Raw genomic sequence first — 26,326 nt, forward strand, 5'->3', positions numbered from 1 at the left:
TTGTGATGTATCCAAGTTTTGATTCAATTATAGAAACCCTTGAAGCGGGAAAGATGTACTCATTTCCAGGTGGCGTACATCCCGACGATAAGAAATCTCTATCTAATACATCAGTAATAAAGAAACCGTCGTTACCCGAATTATTGATTGTTCCTTTAAGGCAGCACATTGGCTCAGACGGTATCTGTTGCGTAGAAGTTGGCGATAGCGTATTGAAAGGCCAAATTCTTTCGCAAAGCTCATCGCCTTTTTCTGTGCCAGTTCATGCGCCAACCTCGGGAGAGGTTGTTGCGATTGCTCCGCATGTTGTAGCGCATCCTAGCGGCCTAACAGAAATGTGTATTTCGATACGTCCTGACGGTAAAGACACATGGTGCGACCTATCTCCAATAGCAAATTATAGCGACATAGATAAGAACAAGCTTATAGAAGCTATTTGCCAAGCGGGAATTTCAGGAATGGGTGGTGCCGGCTTCCCTACCCATATAAAAACCTCAACGTCTAAACCTGTTGAGTTTCTTATTTTAAATGGGATTGAGTGCGAGCCTTACATTACTTCTGACGACCGATTGATGCGTGAGCACGCCTGGCAAATACGCCAGGGTCTAGACATTCTTACTCACCTTATTGGGCCGAAGGCCATTGTAGTTGCGGTTGAAGACAACAAGCCCGAGGCTTTCGAAGCACTTAATATTGCCTGTCAGGATAAGAAAGACTATCGCGTTGTTAGCGTTGAGACTAAATACCCTGCCGGCGGCGAAAAACAGCTGATTCAGGTACTGACTGGCCGAGAAGTTCCAAGAAATGGATTGCCTGCCGACGTAGGCGTGATGATGTTCAACGTTGGTACCTGCTATGCCATTGCAGATGCTATTTTACACGGCAAACCGCTGATTGAACGGGTTGTTACCGTAACTGGTGAAGCCGTTGAATCACCAAGCAATTTTAGAGCGTTGTTGGGTACGCCCGTCTCTCATCTATTGGATGAAGCAAGCTACAACCCGAAAAAACAGAAAGTACCTAAAGTGATTATGGGCGGGCCTATGATGGGCTTTACCTTATCAGACGCTACGATCCCCGTGGTTAAAACCACAAACTGTTTGCTGGTTCCTGCAAAAAAAGAGCTGGTAGACGACAATGCAGAGCGCCCCTGTATTCGCTGTAGCGCATGCGCCGACGCATGCCCTGCGTCGTTGCTCCCCCAACAAATGTTTTGGCACGCCAAAGCAAAAGAATACGATAAAGCCGAAGAATACGACCTTTTCGACTGTATAGAGTGCGGCGCATGTGCTTACGTTTGCCCCAGTGAAATCCCACTGGTGCATTACTACCGCCAGGCTAAATCCGAAATACGCATTCAGCGTGATGAAAAGAACAAGGCCGAGAAAGCTAAACAGCGTTTTGAAGCACGTAAAGAACGTTTAGAGCGCGAAAAACTTGAGCGCGAAGAAAAACATAGAAAAGCAAAAGAAGCACGATTAGCCGCCAACAAAGCCAAAGAAGAAAATGCAGTAGCCGAGGATGCGAATAGCGCTGTTGATGCTGGCGCAACTGAGGCCAAGGACAAAGTAGCGGCGGCGCTTGCGCGTGCGAAAGCAAAGAAAGCGGCTATGCAGGCCAACGCAAAGGATGAAAGTAATACAACAAATACCAACGAACCAAGCACTGCGGCAGACGATAAAAAAGCACAGGTAGCAGCAGCTATTGCCAGAGCTAAGGCGAAAAAAGCCGCACAAGCCCAGAATGAAGCTCAACTTGAAAGCGCGGATAAGCAAGTTGAGCAAGCGTCATCGCCAGAAGATGATAAAAAGGCAAAGGTTGCTGCAGCAATCGCCAGAGCAAAAGCGAAAAAAGCCGCGCAAGCTCAAAACGAAACGCAAGATGAAAGCGCTGTCGAACCATCAACCACAGAACAGCCAAGTACCCAGTCATCATCACCAGAAGATGAGAAAAAAGCTAAAGTTGCTGCCGCTATCGCTAGAGCAAAAGCAAAAAAGGCCGCGCAAGCTAGCCAGTCTGAGGCGTCTTCAGCAGAAAAAACTGCGGGCTCTCAAGGCGAAAAGCATACCGAACTTTCCGATACTGAAGCTAATTCAGAGCTAAACGCTGAAGCGCAGAAAAAAGCGCGTATTGCCGCGGCAATCGCTAAAGCTAAAGCGCAAAAAGCTGCTAAAAATAGCGAAGACGGGCAGCCTGATAAGTCAGTTTCAGAGCAAGGTGCGCCAACTCAATTAGATGAGCAACCAGACAGTCACTCCAAAGAACCGCTAGATGAAAAGCAGGCTAGGATCGCAGCGGCGGTAGCGAAAGCGAAAGCTAAAAAGGCCGCTTCGCAAAAAACGCAAGCATCTAGCCCTGATGGCGAGGCTGGTATTGAGAATCAAGACGTTAACTCGCCAGAAGAAGCCAGTTTTCAAAGCGTCAGCGATCAAAACAGTAGTGCTCAGAGTGATAGCGCATCAGATCCTGCTAACAACTTGAGCGAAGCGGATGAAAAAAAAGCGCGCATTGCTGCTGCGGTGGCGAAAGCGAAAGCCAAAAAAGCGGCTAAGCAGGAAGAACATCAAGGAAGCGAGCAAACTGATGCTAACCACGCTGCCTCGACAAATGAAGCTGACGAGAAAAAGGCGCGCATTGCTGCCGCAGTGGCAAAGGCCAAAGCAAAGAAACTTGCTCAAGACAGTAATGGCAATTTAGCGACCTCATCAAATACTGCTGAACAGGAAAGTAGTAAAGCGCATGAGCAGAGCGAATCGTCTAGCCGTGTAGGTCAAGCAACAAGCACGCAAGCTCCTTCTCAACCGACAGCACAAGATGAAAAGAAAGCGCGCATTGCAGCTGCAGTAGCAAAGGCTAAAGCAAAAAAAGCAGCAGCTGAACAAGAGAAAGAATCATAATGAAGTTAAGTTTATCGAGTTCACCACACCAACGGGTTAAACGCGATACTGGCCAAGTCATGCGTATGGTTATTTATGCCATGCTCCCTGGCATGATTGCACAATCCTTCTTTTTTGGCTGGGGAATGCTCATTCAAGCCATTATTGCAGTAGTGAGTGCACTGGTCATTGAAGGCGTGATTTTATTTTTAAGAAATCGCCCCATCGAGCGCACATTAACAGATTACAGCGCAGTATTAACCGGCTTACTCATCGCAATTAGTATTCCTCCTACCCTACCTTGGTGGATGACGGTAACGGGTGTTTTCTTCGCTATTGCGGTGGCTAAACAGGTTTACGGCGGGCTTGGCTTTAATATTTTCAACCCTGCCATGATAGCGTATGTGGTGCTGCTTATTTCATTCCCTGCGGCTATGAGCCTATGGCTGCCTCCTGCGACTCACGCTGGCATTACGCCAAGTTTCTTTGATTCGGTATCACTTATATTTACTGGTTTTACTACTAGCGGATACGATGTCACTCAACTCAAAACCATTGCCGATGGTGTAACCATGGCTACACCGTTAGACACATTGAAAACCGACCTAACGCAAGGCGTAACATACTCAGAGTCATTGGCGAAGCCAATCTTCGATGGCGGGGTATTCGAAGCTGCTGGAGCAGGGTGGGGAATGGTGAGTCTTGCGTATTTACTTGGTGGCCTCTACCTTTGGAAGACCCGCGTTATCAGCTGGCATATCCCGGGAGGTATGCTGCTAAGCGTTTTTGTTTGTGCATCACTGCTTCATTTAGCAAACGCCGATTACTACGCTTCACCGCTATTTCACCTGTTTAACGGTGCAGTAATGGTAGGCGCCTTCTTTATCGCCACCGACCCGGTTTCAGCATCAACAACACCAAGAGGCCGCATTATATTTGGTGCAGCGATTGGCTTTTGGGTGGTAATAATCCGTACCTTTGGTGGTTACCCTGATGCCGTAGCGTTTGCGGTTATTATTATGAATATGGCGGTGCCTTTGATTGATTACTATACCCGTCCTCGCGTGTACGGCAAAAACGTTAAAGGTCGAGGTAAACACTAATGATGAAAGAAAGCCTGGCCAAAAACGGCCTTATGTTAGGTGCGTTTGCCGTTGTTACCACAGCATTAATAGCACTCACATTTTTTGGCACCCAAGATAAAATTGAGCAACAAATGCAGCAAAAACTGCTAAGCGTACTTAATGAAGTCGTGCCTAGCGAATTCCACGACAATGCCCTTTACGCCAACTGCACAGAGGTCAATGCACCTGAACTTGGCAACAAAAAAGCCCACAAAATATATCGTGCGACGTTAAATGGCCAACCTAGCGCATTAGTATTAGAAGCCACTGCTCCAGACGGATACAGTGGAGATATCGATATCGTTGTTGGTGTAAAAGTGGATGCACACGTTGGTGGAAACACACAAGGCGGCTCGAGTACTGACTCGCTCGACTGTGAGAGCGAAAATCTCAATATCACCGCGTTAGCGCTCTCGGAGTTGGCCGAGCTTGACTCAACACCTCAGAAGTCATCTGAGCAAGACGAGAATGCGTCCGATATTTCTGCGCCCAACACTAATAGAATCAGTATGAGGGTGCTTGGCGTGCGCGTTATCGAACACAAAGAAACCCCTGGGCTTGGCGATAAAATAGAGCTTGCCGTTAGCAATTGGATAACGGAGTTCAGTGACAAGCCTTTTTCACCCGACAATTTGGCGCCTTGGCAGGTCAAAAAGGACGGTGGTGAGTTCGATCAGTTCACTGGCGCTACCATCACGCCGAGAGCAGTAGTAAGAGCAGTACGCGAAGCCTTGCTTTACGCACAGGCCAACCAATCTGCACTTTTCAACGCTCCAAACACCTGCGCAATTACAGATTCCGTTGAAACAATTGATGCGATTAACGTGAATGAGGCTCAACCTCATAGTGTAGAGGAGCTATAACGTGACTGATTTTCGCGACCTGTCTTTACAAGGGCTTTGGAAGAACAATCCTGCGCTGGTACAACTGTTAGGTTTGTGCCCGCTATTGGCCGTTACCGCGACGTTTATCAATGGTCTCGGGTTAGGCCTTGCTACCATGTTGGTACTCATTGGCAGTAACGTTACCGTTTCACTCGTTCGTAATGTGGTAAGAAACGAAATCCGCATTCCCGTTTTTGTTATGATCATTGCTGCGTTCGTAACCATTGTTCAGCTATTAATGAATGCATACACCTATGACCTTTACTTAGCGCTAGGTATTTTCATTCCGCTGATTGTAACTAACTGCGCCATCATAGGCCGCGCAGAAGCCTTTGCGTCGAAAAACGGGCCGCTCGCCTCTGCCTACGACGGATTCATGATGGGACTGGGTTTTACCGCAGTGCTGGTCATTTTAGGTGGTATGCGTGAGATATTGGGTGCAGGTACATTGCTAGCTGGTGCAGACAGACTGTTTGGCTCAATTGCTGAGAACTGGACCATAACGCTTTTCAACACTGAAAATCCGTTTTTGCTTGCGATACTGCCGCCTGGTGCCTTTTTAGGTATGGGTCTTCTCATTGCTATCAAAAACAGTATTGATGCAAAGTTAGCCGCTAAGCAAACATCGCCTGCAGTGAAGGCTGAACGGGTACGCGTTACAGCTGAAAGCTAAACGCTAAAAATCAAAAACAAAAAAGTATTTAGAAATGAATGATGTAGTTAAGCCGGCCAAGCCGCTTTCTAAGCAGGAAAAAGTAAAAGAAATCATGCGAATACTGGATGACCTTTATCCGGAAATTCCTATCTTTTTAGATCATAAAGACCCATATACGTTACTCATTGCGGTTCTCCTATCGGCGCAATGTACAGACGAGCGCGTTAACCAAATTACGCCAAAGCTCTTTGCTCGGGCAGATAACCCTTACGACATGGTATTGATGAGTATTGAAGAAATTCAAGACATTATCCGTCCTTGTGGTTTATCTCCCATGAAGTCCAAAGGCATTTGGCATTTGTCTGACATGATCATCAAGCAGCACAACGGTGAAGTGCCTGCAAACTTTGAAGCGCTGGAAGCCATGCCCGCAGTGGGTCACAAGACTGCCGCTGTGGTTATGTCTCAAGGCTTTGGCATTCCTGCTTTTCCCGTAGATACTCATATCCACCGATTAATGTATCGCTGGGGTTTGTCGAACGGAAAGAGTGTTGAGCAGACAGAGCGTGACGCAAAACGCTTATTCCCAAAAGAAAGGTGGAACGATTTGCATCTGCAAATCATTCTATATGGCAGAGAATACTGCCCTGCCCGCGGTTTCGACTTAAACAAGTGTGTTATCACACGTGAGTTCGGCAGAAAGAGTTTTATTAACGAAGTACTGAAAGAACAAGAGAAAAAGCAAAAGTTGGCGCTTAAGAAGAAGCGTAAATAGAAACTTTCAGAAAGGAGCCTTAGGCTCCTTTTTTATTCTCCATTTATTTTCTCTCAAGAGGAATTTTGCGACTAACACACGACTTACGCTTGTGGTTTGCCTCGAAAGGGACAACCAAATTGGCTATGATGGATGGGTTAGAGTTTTGCTCGCGCAAATAAAAAAGAAATATAAAAATAAATCCATGGAGAACACATGTCTCGATTGAATACTATCGCTAGAAGGCTGGCGTTTGGTGCATTAGTAAGTGCATGCAGTTTTGGTGTTTTTGCAGAAACTTCCCCCATTACTGACGAGCAAAAGAAAAATGCGGAAGCACTAATTCAAAAAGCCCTGAAAAGTGATTTAGGCTATAGCATTGTTGAATCACTAACCACTGAGATTGGCCCTCGCCTGGGCGGCTCTGAAGCAGAAAAGCGAGCTAGAGATTGGGGCGTGGTGGTAGGAGAGCGCCTAGGTTTTGATAAAGTCAGCATAGAAGAATTCACTATGCCATTTTGGGATAGAGGCCACCTACACATTTCACTCACGGCGCCTTATGCCCAGCCGCTTTACGGCACAGCCCTTGGCGGCGCTGCGCCTTCTGAAAGCGAGATCAATGCAGACATCGTTTATTTCAGAGATATTCACGCGCTAACCGCAGTTAAAGATGGTGCCCTTAAAGGCAAAATTGCATTTGTAGACGGCGACGCCATGGTTAAAAGCCAAACAGGTGCAGGCTATGGTCAAGCGAACCAACGTCGCCGTATTGGTTGGCAACATGCTCAACGCGGCGGCGCTGAAGCGCTGGTCGTGCGCTCAGTAGGTTCAGACTCTCATCGTTTCCCTCACTCAGGCATGATGAGCTCAGACGGCGATAATTGGGCAGATATCCCCGTAGTCGCTATCTCAAACCCAGACGCAGACCATTTACGACGTTTACATAACTTAGGTAAACCGCTGTCATTGTCGCTTCACTCTGAATCGAAATGGAAAGGCGAAGTAAACAGCGGCAACGTAATACTGGATTTAGTGGGCAGTGAGAAGCCCGAAGAAATTATCCTTATTGGCGGCCACCTAGACAGCTGGGATTTAGGAACGGGTGCAGTTGATGACGGCGCAGGCGTTGCTATTACCACGGCAGCGGCTGCGTTGATTGCTTCTTTACCAGAGCGCCCAAAACGCACCATTCGTGTGGTCATGTTTGGCGCTGAGGAAGTGGGCTTATTAGGTGCCTTTGCTTACGCTAAACAACACGAAAAGAACCTTGAAAATCACGTTCTGGCCACAGAGTCTGACTTTGGTGCGCAAACTATCTGGCAAGTAGTGTCAAATGTGAATCCCGAAGCGACTGTGCTAGTCGATGAAATCGCGAAGATTTTATCACCGCTAGGTATAGTGCGTGGCGGTTCAGACATTGCTGGCGGCGGCCCTGACATTATTCCGCTAGCAGCGAAAGGCGTACCAACGATTAGGTTAAATCAAAACGGTAGAGATTACTTTGATCTTCACCATACGCCAGATGATACCTTAGATAAAATTGACCCCGATGAGCTTGCGCAAAACATTGCAGCCTACGCAGCAAGTATATACTTGTTAGCCGATTCGGACGTTGACTTAAAAGCTAAACAGTAGTTACACGTTAGTAATCATCAAACATTGGTCAGTGCATCTCGTGCTGGCCAATGCTTACCCTCGCCTCTGCTAATACCCATTCTGCATTCCCACGCTCCGCTAGCAAACTTGCCAGCGCCTTCTGAGTAGGCAATGATCTATGTGGATTGGTAAATATACCTCGTCCGAAATACTCAGGCTTTATTGCGCTTGAATAAGCTGGGCAACAAATCGCTTCGCCTCTTGCCTTGATGGCAGCTCTACATGCCGATACGTATTCGCATGTTTAAAAGCAACGGTTGTTTTATTTATGGAGATATTTGAGATTAACGCACCTGACATGGCGCTATTAAAGGTAGAGATAGAATCTTGAAATTGCATAGTAAATACTTCTTTATTAATGTTGTTTGTTTTGAATTCCTCGCAGGTTGGGTAAAGAAATCGAAAAACGATAATTAGGCTCTAGCGTGAACATAGCGTTTCAGAAAGAGCCCACTTTTTTGAGGTCACTTCAGAAAAGAGAAATGACCTTAGATAAGCATAGAGGTCTTATCGAACTACTACGTTAGCGGCTTGAGGACCTTTTTGGCCTTGTTCAACTTCGAAGCTAACTTCTTGGCCTTCTTTCAACGTTTTGAAACCGTCAGAAGCAATTGAACGGAAGTGTACGAATACGTCTTTGCCGCCAGCTTCAGGAGTGATGAAACCAAAACCTTTTTCTTCGTTGAACCACTTAACTGTACCGTTTACAGAATTAGACATAATAAAAACCTTTTAAAAAAATTGATGTGATGGTGGAAAACCACCGAATAGCTATAGACATCTCCAAGCTAGTAAAGCAGTTGTATATCTATATAAAACTTCAATTTGAAGGATTTAAAAAAGAGGTACAGCGCAGTATTAGGTAAAGCAAATAACATATCTAGAGCGATGCGAAAGGTACAGGTAATCGCGAGCAATGTCCACTAGTTTTCAGTTTATTTTTTAACCAAAACACAACTTTTTTACAAATTTTTTTGGCGAAGCTGAATACGTATGTTTGTTCAAGGCACTTGAAAGCTAGGTTAACCTTGCTTTTTTGCTATAGGTTTAAATTATGACAGACACGTATGCGTTAGCAGGTAAAACAGCCATTGTTACTGGAGGCGGAAAAGGGCTAGGTAAAACTCTCGCTCGCTTTCTACTAGAAGCAGGAATGAACGTAGCCATTTGTGGGCGCACTGAAACTGCGGTCAAGCAGACTGTAGAGCAGTTCGACGCCCTATTCCCAGGTAATGTCATTGGCCAAGTTTGTGATGTATCGAAAAGCGCTGATGTTGCCAGTTTTGTTAGAAAGGTCAAAGATACATTTGGCGAGCTACACGTCCTAATTAATAACAGTGGCTTTGGTAAGGAGACCCTTATCTGGGAAACCAGTGAAGAAGATTGGGACGAAGTAATGGATACTAACGTAAAAGGGACTTTTCTCATGTGCAAAGAGGTCGTACCTCACATGATTAACAACAAGGAAGGCTACATTATCAACATCGCTTCTCAGGCGGCATTGAACGGCTATGCCAATGCAGGCGTTTACTGTGCATCAAAATTTGCGATGGTGGGGCTTGGAAAAGCGTTGCAAGAAGAGGTTCGCCCCTACGGTATTCACGTTCATTCCCTAAACCCTGCACTGATACAGTCGCAGAAAGCAGAAACAGAGAAAGTGGACGATGGCCTGATTCAAAATGAAGACTTAGGCAACATGGTGGTTTACCTATTGAGCCAACCTCGCCGTCTTAAAATTGATAATATCGGCCTATGGGGCTATTAATACCAGTCCGCATAGATAATTACCCACTCAGCGAGACTTAAAATGTTCGTAATCGCGGCGTGTTACCGCAGGTATAGTACGTTTAACTAGAATTGTAATATTGTCTTAAAGCGTTAACATTTCCTAATTAACATAAAAGCGTGTCGTTTGCGTTTACTCAAATAAAGTACTCATCGTATTTATGTGTACAAAAAGTAACGGCCAACACGCAATCACAGTGCAGTGTGCCATCGAGTAATTCCGATGGCTCAAAAAAGGAATCTCTTATGCGAATGCTTCACACCATGCTTCGAGTTGAAAACTTAGAGGCCTCTCTTCACTTTTATACCTCACTCATGGGCATGCGCCTTCTTCGCCAGTCTGAAAACAAAGAGTATGAATACACGCTAGCTTTCGTGGGATATGGCGATGAAACCGAGAGTACCGTTTTAGAGCTTACCTATAACTGGGGCGACAACACCTACGATAAAGGTAACGCGTATGGTCATATTGCGATTGAGGTCGATGATATCTATCAGTTTTGTGAAAACTTAGAAACAAACGGCGCTGATGTATATCGTAAACCGGGGCCAGTAAAAGGCGGTTCCACAGTTATTGCTTTTGTTCGCGACCCCGATGGGTATGCAATAGAACTCATACAAAATAAATCCATTTCGCTATGAAATGGCTCAAAAACAAGAACTGAAGATGCAGCCAGCGTAGTCAAAGCGATTTGAACGCTTAAGTCGCCAAACTATCAACTTAAAAACGTGCGGCTCTGGAAAAAACGATAAAAACCACATGGAGTGATATGACATGCTAGGTAACCGCTTATTATTTTCGCAAAATGATAAAAACAAAAGCCAAGCTAGAACAGCGATAAGTCGGAAGCCTCGAGCAGCGCACAATATAGGCTTGCGCAGTCAGCCAAAAGCAAAACTGGCCGCTATTCTGCCAGCGTTTTTTATCGCTTTTACCGGTGCAGTTGCTGCTGGCAGTGCGTTTTCGGCCATGGCTGCAAATAACGAGAGTGCGCAAACACACGCTGACACAAAAGAAAATGTTGAAACGCACTTTACCGTGATAGCCCATCGCGGCGCGTCGGGCTATTTACCTGAGCATACCCTTGAAGCAGCTACCCTCGCCTTTTCTCTGGGCCCTGATTTTATTGAGCAAGATGTTGTTATCACCAAAGACGACATACCCGTTGTGCTACACGACATCCACTTAGAAACGGTCACCAATGTAGAAGATGTGTTTCCTGCACGCCATCGCGATGACGGCCGCTATTACGCGCGTGATTTTACTCTTGAAGAACTGCGACAACTGCGGGTACACGAGCGCGCTAACAGTGACGGGAAGCAAGTTTTTAAAGATAGGTACCGCGGCACGCATGCTAATTTTAAAGTGGCCACGTTAAATGAACACTTTGAGCTAATCAGCGAGCTAAATCGCCAATTTGGAACGTCTGTAGGGGTTTATCCTGAAGTAAAGTCCCCTGCCTTTCACATTAAAGAAGGCGTTGATGCCAGTAAAATCGTTGTAGATGCCTTAAATGCTTACGGGTTTGGTGGAGAGAGCGGTAATAGCTACCTGCAATGCTTCGATTTTAACGAAGTTAAGCGCGTTCGTGAAACCCTGGGCTATAAAGGCAAAGTTGTGATGCTGATTGGCGAAAACGACTGGGGCGAAAGCGACACAGATTATAACTGGCTGCGCACTCAGGAAGGCATGCAGCAGGTTGCGTTGTATGCCGATGGCATAGGCCCTTGGTTAGGCCACTTACTCGATAATGAAGCGATGACTCAGGGAAAAATAGAAGCCGCGGCATGGATTGCCTACGCCCACGAAAATAACCTGACAATCCACCCCTACACCTACCGACATGATGCACTACCAGCAGGTATGAGTTCAGAACAAGTCTTGGAAGTTTTAGACAAGGTGGTAGGTGCTGACGGTGTTTTCACCGATCATTTAGTACCGGTATTAAGGTGGCGAGAAAAATTAAACTAACGCATTTTAAAGCGAGTGTAGGCGCGACAATTAGCGCCTAGGATTTTGAAAGTCGCACCACCACGCGTCTGTTTTGGGCGCGGCTTTCTCGTGTATCGTTTGGCGCAATATGGCGTTTCTCACCGTGGCCTGTCAACTGAATTCGATCTTCAGGTACACCTAGCGTCGTCAAATAGCTTTTTACTTCGTTAGCACGTCGAATAGACAACTGTTCATTATTATAGCGACCGCCGTAGCTATCGGTGTAACCATCAAGAAGCACAAGCTCAAGCTCGCTGTCTTCTTTTAAGTATTCACCTATCATGGTTAAGCGCTTCTGCGAATATTTGGTTAGCTCTGTACTGTTGTTTTGATACGACAATACCGTGTAGGCAATGTCATCAAAGCCGAAGGGCAATAAGTTCGATACACACTTCACAAATTCACGATACACACCAGAGAAGTTGCTAGCGTTTAATGCCACACTTACTTGGTCGTATTTGTTATACCAATCTTGGTAATAGATTGTGGGCCAAAAGCCTTTTTCTAATTCAGACAACATAGTCCAAGCCGCATCCTGCGGAAGGTCGCCATTGTACTGTTTACGAATAGACATGTCGGCAATGGTTTTAGGCGCAACGCCTGGCATCCATTTAGGTGGTACAGAATAAACAGCGGCCATATCAAATTTGCTTGGCAGCAAATACATGTCCAGTTCGAATTCCATATTAAGCTGCTTCGACGCTGAGCTCGTGAACATGGCTTCGCCATAACCGGGTAGTTCGTGGTTCAAGGTACACTGAAGTCGCGTGTCTTTGTCTATTCGCCAGTTGGAGCTTTCTATGGTTGCAGAATATTGCCGCATGGCAGCGTGGGAAGACAATGACCCCAGCATCCCCAATAAAGCGATGTATTTTAATTTCGACACCATTTCGACACCATAACGAAAATCAGACTAACACAGGTAAAAGACAACACTACGTGCACAAATTACCGAACATAATGAATCAAATTAGCTCACACAAAAAGAAGAAATGTGCCTAATGATTTTTTCACGCTTAATTTGATTATCGTCCAAATTGTAGAAAAGTTTAGCGTTTAATACCATTCGCGTTTTGTACTTTTGCTAGCCCCCTGATTTAACAGTTTATAAATTGCAACTGGCAACTCGAGAGTATCCTTGCGATAATTCTTTTACGCAATATGCTTCGCAGGTTGGTACGCATTTTAGTCACCAACCAATTAACGCAATCGAGTCTTACAAGAGTGTTTATGTCTGCCAACCCGCCCCTTCTCTCCCAGCGCTTTCGAGGTTACTTTCCCGTTGTTATCGACGTTGAAACAGCCGGATTTAATGCAGGCACTGACGCCCTGTTAGAATTAGCCGCGGTAACGGTGAAAATGGATGAAAACGGTATACTTCATCCTGATCAAACTTTTCATTATCACATTGACCCCTTTGAGGGCGCTAACCTAGAGCCAGCAGCCTTAGAATTTAATGGCATCGATCCTAATTGTGCATTGCGAGGGGCTATTGAAGAAAGCGAAGCCATGAAGGAATTATGTAAAGGCATCCGCAAGGCGCAAAAAAATGCAGACTGCCAACGTTCAGTTATTGTTGCTCACAATGCAACGTTCGATCAGAGTTTCGTCAATGCCGCGATAGAACGCTGCAATATAAAACGCACGCCGTTCCATCCGTTTGTTTCATTTGACACCACCAGCCTTGCTGGATTGGCCTTAGGCCAAACGGTTTTGGTAAAAGCATGCCGTGCAGCGGGGATCGCATTTGACCAAAGTGAAGCGCACAGTGCGCTGTATGACGCCCAAAAGACCACCGAGCTATTTTGCTATATGGTAAATCGCTATAAAGCGCTAGGCGGATGGCCTGTAGAAAATAAAGAGTAGTTTTATTCAAACTGATATAAACAAAAACAGCGCCAAAAGGCGCTGTTTTTTTATAATCTTTAAACAGTTTAGCTTATAGCTTGTCTGCTTCTTCAGATAGGTACTTAGCAACACCTTCAGGCGACGCATCCATACCAGCTTTACCTTCAGTCCAACCCGCTGGGCAAACTTCACCATGCTCTTGGTGGAATGCTAGTGCATCAACCATGCGTAGCATTTCATCAACGTTACGGCCAAGTGGAAGGTCATTGATTACCTGATGACGTACCATACCTTCTTCGTCAATTAGGAATGAACCACGGAACGCAACGCCATCTTCTGGGTGCTCAACATCGTATGCCTGGCAGATGTCGTGCTTAACGTCGGCAACAAGGGTGTACTTAACCGGACCAATACCACCTTGATTTACCGGAGTGTTTCTCCACGCATTGTGTGAGAACTGAGAGTCGATTGAAACACCGATCACTTCAACACCACGCTTTTTGAACTCGTCGAAACGCTTGTCAAAGGCGATAAGCTCTGACGGGCAAACAAACGTAAAATCTAGTGGGTAGAAGAATACAACAGCTTTCTTGCCCTTGATTGCTTCACTTAGTGTGAAAGTGTCAACAATTTCACCACTACCAAGTACCGCTGCTGCAGTAAAGTCAGGTGCTGGACGGCCAACTAATACACTCATGAGTCTCTCCATTTATATTTGGATTGTAATAATAGAAGTGATTACGTTGCGTAACCACTTTGATAAGAAATTTCCTTCAAAGAAAATAGGTACGAATATGGAAATAACAATATTAAACAACGAGTTTTTTTACTGATCATACCAATAACCGCTTAACATCCCCCCACACTGTTCAGTCTTTCTTCAATTACCTTGTATTAAATTTGTCATTATCCACTTGCTAAAGCAAAGAATAACAATTATTATCATTTACAGATTCATTTGGAGTACGTTTAATGTTTGTTTGCATGTGCTATGGGGTAACTGATAAAAGCATTCGCGCAGCGGTTGAAGAAAACGGTGTGGGAAATATGCGAGAGTTACGTCAACATTTAGAGCTTGGCTCACAATGCGGTAAGTGCATCAACATGGCGCAACAGATCATTGACCAAACTATCGTCGATGAGTCCCTATTCAAAGACGTTGGCTAGGCAATTAGCCAACCCGCGTATTCTTAAAACGCAACGTCATCGCTCTTAGCATCCTTGGCTAGACTTTAAACACCATATTTATTATCACGATTATTCCTTTAAGTGACCTAAGTCATATTCTAGTTTAATTACCTAAGTAACATTCACATCGTTACCTAAAACGATAGGTTGTTGTCCTTTCAAACTCAGAGCTAGGCTCATTTCCTTACTTTCAATGAGTGCAGCGCGCCATTTAACTACGTAGCTTTGCTGAAGCATGCCCTAGTTAAAGGTGTACTCAATGCCTGCATAATAGAAAGCCCCATTGATACCGCTAGGCGATGTAGGTGGGTAGAGTGCGCCAACTTCACCTTGAAAAGGATTTTCATTAGGCAGCGAATCAAACAGATTTTGGGCGCCGAGGGTAACTTGTGTTTGAGGCAGTACTTTCCATGCAACTTGGGCATCGAATGTGGTTAACGCATTGCCGTATATGTCCATGCCTGCGGACGCATCAAGATGGTCTTCATAAAACTCACCGTAATAGTTCAGTCGCCAAGTAAATGCCCAATTTCCTTTCGATTGCTCCAGCGTGATACTGCCTCGATGAGCAGGCAAGTTATCTTCCAGCATGCGAATTCTTGCCTGTGTTAGATTAGGTAGAAGCCGTATTTCGTCCCCCACTTGCGCAGGATAAAGTGTAACCCGCTCTACTTGTGTGTCTGTCCAGTTGAAGGCAAGAAGTAAAGAATTTGACCAATCAGCTAGCGCAAAATTGTAGTTAACAACTAAATCAACACCCTGAGTTTTTGTGTCAAAGTCATTAGTAAAATACTTTGCAGCATTATATTTCGCCGCATCTGGACGCCCTTGGGCAATAAGCGCACTAATGTCGTCGTCGGTTAACGGAATTGCAGATGTCGTACTAATGCGATCAGAAAGGCGAATATTGAAATAGTCGAGCGTTGCAAAAAAGTTCTCGCTTGCCTGCATAACTAGCCCAAGGCTAAAGTTCACCGATTCTTCAGGCGTAAGTGGTGTTGCGCCTAGTTGCAGTGAGATAAGATCAGTTGGAGGCAGCGTTGCTTGGTCTTCCAAACCGTTAACACCGTAGGCGGTAGTTACGTTGATAACATTACTCTGCCCTACTGTTGGGGCTTTAAAACCGGTGTTTACAGATCCGCGTAATGCAAAAATATCATTTAATTTATAGCGAGTACTCAATTTGCCATCAAATGTCGAGCCGAAATCACTGAAATGCTCTACACGTGTGGCCACGCCAAACTGCCATGCTTCGGTAACATAAAATTCCAAATCAGCGTACACGGCCCAATTGCTTCTGCTCCAGTGCCCAGCACTTTGAGGCTGATACCCCGGAAAACCGTTGGAACCGATGGAAAAGCCTTGGTTCAACCCAAGTGGCGGCTCTAGAGCGAAAGGGCCTGCAATATATGACGCTTCGTCGCCGGACTTTTGAAAATAGGTTTCTTTACGCCATTCTAAGCCCACGGCAATGCTAACCGGATCGTCGAAAATAGTTTGAATGAGTTTGTTAAAATCTAAGTTAAGCGTTCGCTCTACTTGCGACACACCACCGGGCGAAAACGACGTTGGCGTTTGTGGCCCTAACGATGGATTAACTGTATTTGAGATGGTGTACTCAATGTCACTGTAGCCCAATGTCGCACTGGCATCCATCGCCCAGCCATTAGGTAACTCATGTTTAACGCCCATCGCAACAGAAGCGTCCGTTATCGTCCCCCCAAATTTTGGTGTGAAACCGCCAGGGAACCACTCGTTGAAAGCAAAACAGTTGGCACCAAGCGCCGTTGTGTTATCTGCAATAAGTTGATACGTGGGGTCCAGCAATACGCTATTACTAGACAAGGTTATAGAAGGGCAAGCAATTCCACTTTCCAGCCCGTCGAGATCGGCTACAATCAGACGACTTTCCCCAGTATTTGGGTCGGTACGGCTGAACACCCCTTCTCGGGTTTGCGGATTTCGAAAGTAAAAACCACCGTTTATTTCTCTTCTTGCTGCAGTGGCAAAGCTGTAAAATTGTGATTTAGACGAAATGTCTGCGCCTGCATTTAGCGCAAGTTTAATATCTTCGTTAACATCAAGCGCTCCCCATACTTGGGACGGTGACGCGATGAACACATTCCCTTGGTCAATCAAGTTCTGCGCATCAATCCGCTGTACAGAGCGCGACGTGCCATTTTGCTGACGATACTCTGCCGTTGCATTTAAAAAGCCGTTTTCTCCAATAGCAAAGCCTTTATTCAACTGCACTTGAAACAGTTCGCCGTCGCCTTCACTGTATCCGCCAACTTTCAGCGCAACATGCCCTCCTTCACGAGCATCCTTAAGTACGAAGTTAATCTCGCCTGCAATGGCGTCTGAGCCGTACTGGGCTGCTGCACCATCTCGCAATACTTCGACTTGCTTTAACGCATAGGCAGGAATAACCGATATATCAGGCCCTTGTGCACCGTCAGATAAACCTCCGCCTAAAAACGTAATTACCGCAGAGCGATGGCGTCGCTTTCCGTTAAGCAGCAAAAGCGTGTGATCCGAGGACATGCCTCTAAGGTTCGCCGGCCTTACCAGGCTACTGGCATCATTGATGGGCTGATCGTTTACGTTTAACGAAGGAACCATCACGCTTAACATAGAAAGCACGTCTGAATTCCCCTGTGAGTTGAGGGTTTCAGAACCAATCACATCCAAAGGAACTGGTGAGTCAACAGCACTTCGAGGCGAGTTACGAGTACCGACGACCGCAATTTTTTCAAGTCCATTGCCTCCCTCGTCTGTTTTCTTTTCGGTATCTTGTGGCTGTGTTTCCTTCGCCACTAACGATGAACGAGAACGAATACTTACCGCACCGCTTTCATCGGTTACTACCGCCAATTCTGTTCCTTCAAGAAGCTGTGCCAGCGCTTCATTCAGTGTGAACGTACCTTCCAATGCGTTTGTTTTCACTTTTTTTGCTAAATCAAAAGGAAAAAGCAATGTGGTATTTGCCTGTTTAGCTAGTTCGGTTAGCGCTTCATTAGCATTTTGTGCGGGTATTGAAAAGCTGTAAGCACCCAATTTTGGTTCGGTTTGGTCGGGTGATTGCGAAGGGCTGTCTGTTTGTGCATGAAGCGTTGGCGCTGGTGCTATGAAAAGAAAAAAGCCGGACGCTATGTGTAGTGCCGAGAGGGACAAAATACGGGAGAATTTGCACATTCTTTTTTGCGAAAGGCATTGGGCCGAACACGCTAGGGCATGCAGCTTTTCTATTGCCTTTTTGGTTTGCCTGCTTATCGCAAAATTGCTGTATTGCAAGATATAAAATCGATGTGCTTATTATTTTAATTATATTGTCACATTAAAGAAATTGATGCCAACTACGAATAGTAGAAAGCACCTATCTTTCAGAAATATTTAACTTTTCGCTAGCTTAAGCTCAATACTTGTTTCTGTGACTTTCTCGTAATTGATGTTAAAGCTGCTCTTAAGTGCTGACAACAAACCGTCTATATCGCCTACCTTAAAGTAGCCCGCTACACGTCGCTTGCGCAGACTTTCATCCGAAATGTTAAAGCGAACGGGTGTATAGCGCCCAATCTCAGCTAATACGGCCTCTAGCGGTTCACCTTTAAATACAATCATACCTTGTTGCCACGCTAAATCGTCGTCAATGTCATCTTGAGACATGCTTTCACGGGCTTCAACTTTACCTTGCACTGTGGCTTTTTCACCTGCGAACATGAGAAGCCCTTCTTCAGCAACAGGACGTTTAGTGAAGAGCGATTCATTTGAGGATGAAGCCTTAAAGCGATCTTTCACCAATACCTTTCCGTCGGTAACCACTAACTCAAACGCATTATCATCCACATATTGCATATTAAAAGCAGTTCCAACAGCGGTAACGGTGTTGTTGCCTGCAGTCACAGAGAACGGGCGAGACGTGTCGTGAGCCACTTCAAAGTGTGCCTCCCCTTTCAATAAAACGATATTGCGCGCCGTTGATGAGAAGTCAACGGTAACGACAGAGTTTGTATTTAGATGAAGTTTAGAGCCATCGGCTAACGTCACGTTTTTCTGTTCGCCAACACCGGTTTGTACCTTTTGTGTTACCGCTGCGAATTCAGGGGTGCTATTTAGCCACGTGCGCTGAACCACTACCCCAACAGCGATTGCCATCACTAAAAATGTGGCCGCAATGCCCCAAACCGCTGTTTTAGGCATATTGCGTTTTTTCGACGACTGACGTGAGGTAGGCTGCGGGAATAAACCGCTCAATTCATTTAATACCGACATGTCGTCCCACAAGCTAGCGGCGTCGAGCAAAGCTTGACGATGCGCATTACTTTCCGACAACCAAGCATCTAGCTCCGTCTTTTCGTCACTGTTTAAGCCGCGATCGAGACGGCTTATCCATAAGCATGCTTGCTCTTGGATATCTTCTTTGCTTGAAAACTGGCGAATATTATTCATGTTAACTACGGCTTATGTCCTGAGTCGCGTTAGCAGTGGCACGGGGGGATGCACTGTCCTTTGACAGCTCGGCTAAGTACCTAGAGCACATCATTAAACCTTTGGCGACATGCTTCTCAACGGTGCTTTCGCTTAGCCCCACAAGCTCTGCAATCTCTTTTTGTCGCATGCCATATACTTTTTTCAGCAAAAATACGCGTTTTACATCAGCAGACAGTGTATCTGTCGCTCGGCAAAAATGAATAAAACGCTCTTTGCTTTCTACATTTTTTTCTAAACTGTGCCCTACAAGCTCATAAGGCAAAATATCCATGTCATCGAGCTGCTGCTTATTTTTGTTTTCAGCTTTCGCAACATGGTTCAGCGCTAGATTACGCGCTGTCTTGAGCATATAGGTACGCTCATACTGTATTTCTTGTTTTAACTCTGCTTCGTAGCTTTTAATAAAAGCTTCTTGCACGATGTCTTCAATGTCGTCGGCGCCAACAATAGAACCTACCGCACGCATTAGCTTTGAGCGGTATTTTAAGAAGGTTTCAGCTACTGTCGACTTTCTCGTCATAATATTAAATGTTGTGTGTTTCGATTTGCTTACATTGGCATCAATAATGCCTGCTTTTTCGTTCTTTTTCACCTAATAAAATAAAAGGGGGCTAATGCCCCCTTAACTTTGAAACATTAAGTGAAAGTTTGGTTTATAGGTAATTGCTTACCTATTAAAAAGTGTAAACACCTCTTAGGTAGTAGAAGCCACCGTTTATACCAATTGGTGATGTTGTCGGATACGCTGAACCTGCAATCTGTGCGTAGGTGATACCACCTGCATCAGTGTTGTTTTCGTCAGGGTATTCATCAAACGCGTTCTTAGCACCAACAGTTACCGTGAACTCTTCAGTGAAGTTATATGCCACTTCAAAGTCGAACGTAATTTCAGAACCTACTTTGTCAATCGGCAATGCAGAGTCTAGGTGATCTTCGAAGATGCTACCGTAGTAGTTCATTCGCGCAAGGAAGCGCCAGTCGCCATTAGTGTGGTTAGCTGTTGCACTGTAACGTACCGCTGGAAGGTTATCTTCTAGCATGCGAATACGGAAATCAGAGATATTGTCCGACGCGCGGTCAACTTCTGTAGATGTCCAGTTATATGCGAGTGAGAACTTAGTTTCACCGCCCATCATATCCATCGAATAGTTCGCTACTACGTCTACACCTTCGGTGGTGGTGTCGAAGTCATTAGTAAAGAAGCTGATTTCAGAGAAGCTAGACGCATCGTTGATACCTTGCTCAAGCAGCGTGGCAATGTCTTCTTCAGTCAGCGCAATACCAGAGGCAGTACTGATACGGTCAGTCAGTTCGATGTTGTAGTAGTCTGCGGTAATGAATAGACCATTATCGAAATCGGCTACCACACCAAACGTGATACTTTCTGACTCTTCAGGCGTTAACTGCTCACCACCTTTAAGTTGAGACACTGGATCTGTCGGAGGCAGTGTTGCACGGTCAATAAGTTCACCACCTGTACCAAACGCGGTAGTTACGTTACGCACGTTGCTTTGACCAAGGGTAGGTGCTTTAAAGCCTGTTGAGAACGCACCACGGAAAGCGATGTTCTCAAGTGCTTGCCAACGGAAAGCAATCTTACCTTTCGTTGTGTCACCGAAATCAGAGAAGTCTTCATAACGTAGCGCACCGGCTAACATGAAGTTTTCAGTGATATACGCTTCTGCGTCAATGTACAGTGCGATGTTGTTGCGGGACACACGACCTTGGCTATTGGCCGCCAAGCCAGGGAAACCATTTGAGCCAATGCCAAAGCCTTGTGTCGCCAGCGGACCTATTTCATAAGAGGCAGTATCACCTGCAAAGCTCTCATAACTTTCGTTGCGATATTGGAAACCAGTTGCCACGAATAGTGGTTCATATAAACCAACATCGAACGGCTTAGTGAAATCAATATCAAGGGTTTGCTCAGACTGCGTATAGCGACCTGGGCTAAATTCTGTAGGTGTTTCTGGACCTAAAGACGGGTTGATAGTGTTGCTAATAGCAAAGTCAACTTCGTTTTGGCCAAGGTTCAAGCTCACGTCATACGTGATATCGTGGTCAAGTTCGCCTTTCGTACCAAAGACAAGTGACATATCTGTAACCGTACCACCGAAACGAGGTGTGAAACCACCTGGCAGCATTTCGTTGAACGCCCAACAGTCAGGATTGTTCTGAACTTCGTTAATATAACGCGGGTTCTCTAGTACGTTATCACCAACTACGATGTCGGTTGGACAGTTACCTGACATATCACCGGTTAAATCACCAACAAGCAGTAGTTGCTCGCCATCGTCATTTGTACCACCATCGTTCACACCACCACGATTGTGTGGGTTACGGAAGTAGAAACCACCTTCAACTTCACGCTCGGCGTAGTTACCAAACATGTAAGCTTCTGAGGTAGCTGAAAGCTCTATACCTGCATTAGCGAAAAGTTTGATGTCGTGTTTGATTTCAGGTGAGCCCCAAATTTGCGCAGGATCTGCTACAAAAGTGTTCCCAGCCGCTATCAATGCAGCAGCGTCTGCACGCTGTACACTTCGAGATGTGTCGTCTGCAGTACGGTATTCAGCTGAAAGGTTAATAAAGCCTTTATCAGATAGAGGAAGGCCTACGTTACCCGACATCTGAATCATGTCGCCGTCGCCTTCGTAGAAAGAGCCGTAACGGGCTTCAAACGAACCGCCTTCTGATGCATCGTTAAGTACGAAGTTAATTACACCCGCAATCGCATCAGAACCGTATTGTGCTGCTGCACCATCACGAAGTACTTCCACCTGCTTTAATGCCGCTGCTGGGATAACAGAAATATCAGGACCTTGTGCACCGTCAGAAAGACCACCACCAAGGAAAGTGATAACCGCAGAACGGTGACGACGTTTACCATTTACAAGCACAAGCGTGTGGTCTGATGCCATACCGCGAAGGTTAGCAGGACGAACAAGCGTTGAAGCATCGTTGATCGGCTGGTCGTTTACGTTAAAAGACGGAACAACAGTCTGCATCATAGATACCATATCAGTGGCACCCTGCTGCTTAAACTCTTCGTCAGATATAATATCAATTGGCACCGCTGAGTCAGCGACCGAGCGAGGCGCTGCACGTGAACCAACTACCGCAATTTGTTCAAAATCTTCGGCCTTAGCACTCTCTTCAGCTTCTTGCGCATAAACAGGTGCAGCGGCCATTACTGAAAACGCAGCTGATGCGGCTAATACGCCACGCACGTTTTTGGTCAATAAAGACAAGGTTGTATTCATGGTGGTTTCCCGGAGTTTCTCTAAGACACCTTCAGCGTTTTAAACACATTAAAAAAATGCTCAGAGTAGTTGTTATTTTTTACCTTCAACACTGACTCATTTGCGGTCAGATGGTGTTTTTTATAGAACGCAAGATATTAAAAAACAAACCTTTTTCGACAAAATAAAAATATTTTTTCACTCCGTAGAGGATTTTAATTTCTGACCTGTCTATATAATTTTTACGGGAATAAAAGTGCGGGATTTTTGGCGGGTTTTAATAAAAAAAGCCGACTATAAGCCGGCTTTTAAATCGTTTTTTACAAACCTAAAGTTTTGTACATGGAAACAAGATTTACTCTGCTTCTTTGTACTTTGCAGCCGTTTCTTTAATAAGCGGTTGAAGCTCGTTTTGTTGGAACATTTCAATAATGATATCGCAACCGCCTACAAGCTCACCTTCAACCCATAGTTGCGGGAATGTCGGCCAGTTTGCATATTTTGGTAGTTCTGCGCGGATGTCTGGGTTTTGAAGAATATCTACATAAGCAAATGGTTCGCCACATGACATCAACGCTTGCGATGCTTGTGAAGAAAAGCCACAGCTAGGTAGTTTAGGAGAACCCTTCATATACAACAAAATTGGGTTTTCTTCGATTTGCTGCTTGATTCTATCTAGCGTTGATTGATTTTCAGTATTATCCATTTGATTCCTCTGAGCACAAAAGTGTATTCCCAGTTAGATGGGAATGCATGAATGATTTATCAAGGGAAAGGGTATCATAATTTTATGTTTAATTACCCATAGCTGAATTGATCTTTTCAACCTCTGAATCGTTATCTACCCATACATTGCAATACAAATTAGTGTCACATTTTAACTTTTGAAAAAAAATTCACATTTTTGTCATTGAGTTATAGGACTTTATCCCCACATTTGGGATATGCTTTAGCGTCTAAAGCAGTATATTGAACATAGAATTAATATGCACTTATTGAACAGGCGAAGATAAGTGGGCTTTAGACTACAATACTAAACCAACATGGAGACCGTCATGGCTTTTGAATTACCAGCATTACCATACGAACAAAATGCACTAGAACCGCATATTTCTGCTGAAACGCTTGAGTACCACTATGGCAAGCACCACGCTACTTATGTAACTAAGCTTAACGGCCTAGTTGAAGGTACTGACATGGAAAACAAAAGCCTAGAAGAAATCATCAAATCTTCTGATGGCGGTGTTTTCAATAACGCAGCGCAGGTATGGAACCACACGTTCTACTGGCACTGTCTAAGCCCGAATGGCGGCGGTGAGCCAACAGGCGCGCTAGCAGAAGCTATCAACGCGAAATGGGGCTCATTTGCAGACTTCCAAGCAGCATTTAACGATAAAGCGGTTAACAACTTCGGTTCAAGCTGGACGTGGTTAGTTAAAACTGCAGACGGCAGCCTAGATATCGTTAACACAAGCAACGCGCAAACGCCTATTTCTGGCGACGACCTTACGCCAGTGCTTACTGTTGACCTTTGGGAACACGCTTACTACATCGACTACCGCAATGCGCGTCCTAAGTACCTAGAAAATTTCTGGGCGCTGGTTAACTGGGAATTCGCAAGCAGCAACTTTGCATAAGCCAAAGACTGAAGCGTTAAGCGCCTTGCGCTCTTAACAGCGTAAAGTATCAGTTATAAAAAGCCCCGCTTCCAAGCGGGGCTTTTTTTATGCACTATTGTTCATTAAGTGACACTAAATTCTTATTAAAGTTGCATTTTTCATTAGACGAAAAGATTAAAAACTATACACAATAATTACTATCGTTTTCCCAAATACCTACTAAGCTGAAATTACGGGGTTCCGTATTTAAGGGGTATTCATGGGTATTTTTGAACACTATCAAAGTCGCTATGAAGAGCGAAAACAGGAAGAGTTCACCATTGGGGAGTTCCTTGAAATTTGTAAAGAGGATCAAACCGCTTATGCAAATGCAGCAGAACGTTTGCTACAAGCTATTGGTGAGCCTGAATTAATCGACACTGCCAACGACCCGGCACTTAGCCGCATTTTCTCAAACCGCGTTATTTCTCGTTATCCAGCTTTTTCAGAATTCTATGGCATGGAAGAAGCCATAGAACAAATCGTTTCTTACCTTAAACACGCCGCACAAGGTCTTGAAGAGAAGAAACAAATTCTCTATTTGCTCGGCCCAGTGGGTGGCGGTAAATCGTCTCTGGCAGAGAGACTTAAAGAACTGATGCAACACGTACCTATTTACATGCTGAAAGGCTCGCCTGTTAACGACCATCCATTCTGTCTGTTTGATGTCAAAGAAGATGGCGACATTTTACAAAAAGAGTACGGCATTCCTAAGCGCTACTTAAAAACCATTATGTCGCCGTGGGCACGCAAACGCCTGCATGAATTCAATGGCGATATTACCCAGTTCAAGGTGATTCGCGTTTATCCATCAGTGCTCGACCAGGTGGGTATCGCTAAAACCGAACCCGGTGACGAAAACAACCAAGATATTTCATCTTTGGTGGGTAAAGTTGATATTCGCCGCTTAGAACAATATGCACAAAACGACCCTGATGCTTACAGTTATTCAGGTTCACTATGTAAGGCCAATCAGGGCTTAATGGAATTTGTGGAGATGTTCAAAGCACCGATTAAAGTGCTGCATCCACTTTTAACTGCTACACAAGAGGGTAACTACAACCCAACAGAGGGCTTCTCTGCCCTTCCCTTCGATGGGCTTATACTTGCGCATTCAAACGAATCTGAGTGGCAATCGTTTAGAAACAATAAGAATAACGAAGCCTTCCTAGACCGTGTCTATATAGTAAAAGTACCGTACTGTTTGCGAGTACGTGAAGAAATTAAGATCTACAAAAAGTTACTAGACAGCAGCGAGCTTAACGGCGCGCCCTGTGCGCCAGACACGCTAGAGTGTTTAGCGCAGTTTACTGTGTTATCGCGCTTGAAAGAGCCAGAGAACTCCAGTCTGTTTTCTAAAATGCGCGTGTATGATGGCGAGAGCCTGAAAGACACCGACCCGAAAGCCAAGTCTTATCAAGAGTACCGCGACTACGCCGGTGTCGATGAAGGCATGGAAGGGTTATCCACCCGCTTTGCATTTAAGATTCTCTCCAGGGTTTTTAACTTCGATCATCAAGAAGTGGCGGCAAACCCAGTCCATTTGTTTTATGTACTGGAGCGTCAAATTGAACGGGAGCAGTTCCCTCAAGAAACCGCTGATAAGTATTTGGAGTTTTTGAAAGGCTACCTCATTCCTCGCTACGTGGAATTCATTGGTAAAGAGATTCAAACGGCTTACTTAGAATCGTATTCTGAATATGGGCAAAACCTGTTTGACCGCTATGTAACCTATGCTGATTTCTGGATCCAAGACCAAGAGTATCGCGACCCAGAAACCGGACAACTGTTCGACAGAGCGTCACTGAATGCCGAGTTAGAAAAAACAGAGAAGCCTGCAGGAATAAGTAATCCGAAAGACTTCCGTAACGAAATCGTTAACTTTGTTTTGAGAGCCCGTGCAAATAACGGCGGCAAAAACCCAGCATGGACCAGTTACGAGAAACTTCGCACCGTGATTGAGAAGAAAATGTTCTCTAACACGGAAGACTTACTGCCGGTTATTTCTTTCAACACCAAAGGCTCTGCAGAGGAGCAGAAAAAACACGACGACTTTGTAAATCGTATGACCGAGAAGGGATATACGCAAAAACAAGTTCGGTTGCTGTGTGAATGGTACCTGCGCGTGCGTAAAGCGTCTTAGCGCTAAACGCATGTGGTGCTGAAGCGCGT

The 26,326-nt window shown here is 45.1% G+C and carries 22 protein-coding genes; 13 read left to right on the forward strand and 9 right to left on the reverse strand.

Going from position 1 to position 26,326, the window contains the following annotated elements:
• The first annotated feature begins 5 nt into the window (after positions 1-5).
• The 6 genes from rsxC (at position 6) to MHN00_RS00095 (ending at position 7,928) form a co-directional block, all read left to right on the forward strand.
• Positions 6-2,897, forward strand: coding sequence for an electron transport complex subunit RsxC (gene rsxC, locus MHN00_RS00070; RefSeq protein ID WP_239245690.1), 2,892 nt, complete (start codon positions 6-8; stop codon positions 2,895-2,897).
• Entirely contained in the window at positions 2,897-3,979 is a 1,083-nt protein-coding gene (rsxD, locus tag MHN00_RS00075) for an electron transport complex subunit RsxD (RefSeq protein WP_061485157.1), read from the forward strand. The genes rsxC and rsxD overlap by 1 nt, the downstream gene beginning before the upstream one ends.
• Positions 3,979-4,863: an RnfABCDGE type electron transport complex subunit G gene (locus MHN00_RS00080; RefSeq protein ID WP_239299781.1), complete on the forward strand. Its 885-nt coding sequence runs from the start codon at positions 3,979-3,981 to the stop codon at positions 4,861-4,863. The genes rsxD and MHN00_RS00080 overlap by 1 nt, the downstream gene beginning before the upstream one ends.
• 1 nt (position 4,864) lies before the next feature.
• Complete coding sequence (locus MHN00_RS00085) at positions 4,865-5,557, forward strand: electron transport complex subunit E (RefSeq protein WP_039233136.1); 693 nt, start codon at positions 4,865-4,867, stop codon at positions 5,555-5,557.
• A gap of 34 nt (positions 5,558-5,591) precedes the next feature.
• The gene (nth, locus tag MHN00_RS00090) at positions 5,592-6,314 is read left to right on the forward strand and encodes an endonuclease III (protein WP_014975990.1); all 723 of its coding nucleotides are present in this window, start codon (positions 5,592-5,594) and stop codon (positions 6,312-6,314) included.
• A 195-nt stretch (positions 6,315-6,509) separates the two neighbouring features.
• On the forward strand, positions 6,510-7,928 hold the full coding sequence (locus MHN00_RS00095; protein WP_014948778.1) for a M20/M25/M40 family metallo-hydrolase: 1,419 nt from the start codon (positions 6,510-6,512) through the stop codon (positions 7,926-7,928).
• 180 nt (positions 7,929-8,108) lie between these two features.
• Here the strand turns inward: MHN00_RS00095 and MHN00_RS00100 are convergent, their stop codons facing one another.
• Together MHN00_RS00100 and MHN00_RS00105 are read right to left on the reverse strand one after the other, a co-directional pair.
• The gene (locus MHN00_RS00100; RefSeq protein ID WP_039233139.1) at positions 8,109-8,288 is read right to left on the reverse strand and encodes a hypothetical protein; all 180 of its coding nucleotides are present in this window, start codon (positions 8,286-8,288) and stop codon (positions 8,109-8,111) included.
• Between the two features lie 168 nt (positions 8,289-8,456).
• Positions 8,457-8,669, reverse strand: a complete 213-nt coding sequence (locus tag MHN00_RS00105) for a cold-shock protein (protein WP_014948776.1) — start codon at positions 8,667-8,669, stop codon at positions 8,457-8,459.
• A 334-nt stretch (positions 8,670-9,003) separates the two neighbouring features.
• Here MHN00_RS00105 and MHN00_RS00110 point away from each other — a divergent pair, with 334 nt between their 5' ends.
• The 3 genes from MHN00_RS00110 (at position 9,004) to glpQ (ending at position 11,706) form a co-directional block, all read left to right on the forward strand.
• Positions 9,004-9,714, forward strand: a complete 711-nt coding sequence (locus tag MHN00_RS00110; RefSeq protein WP_101563822.1) for an SDR family oxidoreductase — start codon at positions 9,004-9,006, stop codon at positions 9,712-9,714.
• A 266-nt stretch (positions 9,715-9,980) separates the two neighbouring features.
• Positions 9,981-10,376 (forward strand): lactoylglutathione lyase, encoded by a 396-nt coding sequence (gene gloA / locus MHN00_RS00115; protein ID WP_014948774.1) that lies wholly within the window; start codon positions 9,981-9,983, stop codon positions 10,374-10,376.
• Between the two features lie 133 nt (positions 10,377-10,509).
• On the forward strand, positions 10,510-11,706 hold the full coding sequence (gene glpQ / locus MHN00_RS00120; protein ID WP_239299783.1) for a glycerophosphodiester phosphodiesterase: 1,197 nt from the start codon (positions 10,510-10,512) through the stop codon (positions 11,704-11,706).
• Between the two features lie 37 nt (positions 11,707-11,743).
• Here the strand turns inward: glpQ and MHN00_RS00125 are convergent, their stop codons facing one another.
• Positions 11,744-12,616 carry an OmpA family protein gene (locus MHN00_RS00125; RefSeq protein ID WP_014975986.1) on the reverse strand — a complete coding sequence of 291 codons (873 nt, stop codon included), beginning with the start codon at positions 12,614-12,616 and terminating at the stop codon, positions 11,744-11,746.
• 341 nt (positions 12,617-12,957) lie between these two features.
• Between MHN00_RS00125 and rnt the strand changes: the two genes are divergently transcribed.
• Complete coding sequence (gene rnt / locus MHN00_RS00130) at positions 12,958-13,593, forward strand: ribonuclease T (RefSeq protein ID WP_239299786.1); 636 nt, start codon at positions 12,958-12,960, stop codon at positions 13,591-13,593.
• Positions 13,594-13,666: 73 nt separating this feature from the next.
• Here rnt and MHN00_RS00135 read toward each other — a convergent pair whose 3' ends face one another.
• Complete coding sequence (locus MHN00_RS00135; protein ID WP_014948770.1) at positions 13,667-14,272, reverse strand: peroxiredoxin C; 606 nt, start codon at positions 14,270-14,272, stop codon at positions 13,667-13,669.
• A 275-nt stretch (positions 14,273-14,547) separates the two neighbouring features.
• Between MHN00_RS00135 and MHN00_RS00140 the strand changes: the two genes are divergently transcribed.
• Positions 14,548-14,742: a bacterioferritin-associated ferredoxin gene (locus tag MHN00_RS00140; protein WP_014948769.1), complete on the forward strand. Its 195-nt coding sequence runs from the start codon at positions 14,548-14,550 to the stop codon at positions 14,740-14,742.
• A 261-nt stretch (positions 14,743-15,003) separates the two neighbouring features.
• Here MHN00_RS00140 and MHN00_RS00145 read toward each other — a convergent pair whose 3' ends face one another.
• From MHN00_RS00145 to MHN00_RS00165, 5 genes are all read right to left on the reverse strand, one after another.
• Positions 15,004-17,937: a TonB-dependent receptor gene (locus MHN00_RS00145; protein WP_239300373.1), complete on the reverse strand. Its 2,934-nt coding sequence runs from the start codon at positions 17,935-17,937 to the stop codon at positions 15,004-15,006.
• Between the two features lie 219 nt (positions 17,938-18,156).
• Positions 18,157-19,212, reverse strand: coding sequence for a FecR domain-containing protein (locus tag MHN00_RS00150; protein ID WP_239299789.1), 1,056 nt, complete (start codon positions 19,210-19,212; stop codon positions 18,157-18,159).
• Position 19,213: 1 nt separating this feature from the next.
• Entirely contained in the window at positions 19,214-19,846 is a 633-nt protein-coding gene (locus MHN00_RS00155; RefSeq protein ID WP_014948766.1) for an RNA polymerase sigma factor, read from the reverse strand.
• Between the two features lie 82 nt (positions 19,847-19,928).
• Positions 19,929-22,517 (reverse strand): TonB-dependent receptor, encoded by a 2,589-nt coding sequence (locus MHN00_RS00160; protein ID WP_039226539.1) that lies wholly within the window; start codon positions 22,515-22,517, stop codon positions 19,929-19,931.
• 334 nt (positions 22,518-22,851) lie between these two features.
• A complete protein-coding gene (locus tag MHN00_RS00165) occupies positions 22,852-23,202 on the reverse strand; it encodes a Grx4 family monothiol glutaredoxin (RefSeq protein WP_014948765.1) in 351 nt (116 codons plus the stop codon).
• A 349-nt stretch (positions 23,203-23,551) separates the two neighbouring features.
• Between MHN00_RS00165 and sodB the strand changes: the two genes are divergently transcribed.
• Both sodB and MHN00_RS00175 read left to right on the forward strand, forming a co-directional pair.
• Entirely contained in the window at positions 23,552-24,133 is a 582-nt protein-coding gene (gene sodB, locus MHN00_RS00170) for a superoxide dismutase [Fe] (protein ID WP_014948764.1), read from the forward strand.
• A 241-nt stretch (positions 24,134-24,374) separates the two neighbouring features.
• Positions 24,375-26,297, forward strand: coding sequence for a PrkA family serine protein kinase (locus MHN00_RS00175; protein ID WP_239299792.1), 1,923 nt, complete (start codon positions 24,375-24,377; stop codon positions 26,295-26,297).
• Positions 26,298-26,326: the final 29 nt, after the last annotated feature.

The sequence above is a fragment of the Alteromonas sp. Cnat2-8 genome (assembly GCF_022348355.1).
Taxonomy (GTDB): domain Bacteria; phylum Pseudomonadota; class Gammaproteobacteria; order Enterobacterales; family Alteromonadaceae; genus Alteromonas; species Alteromonas macleodii.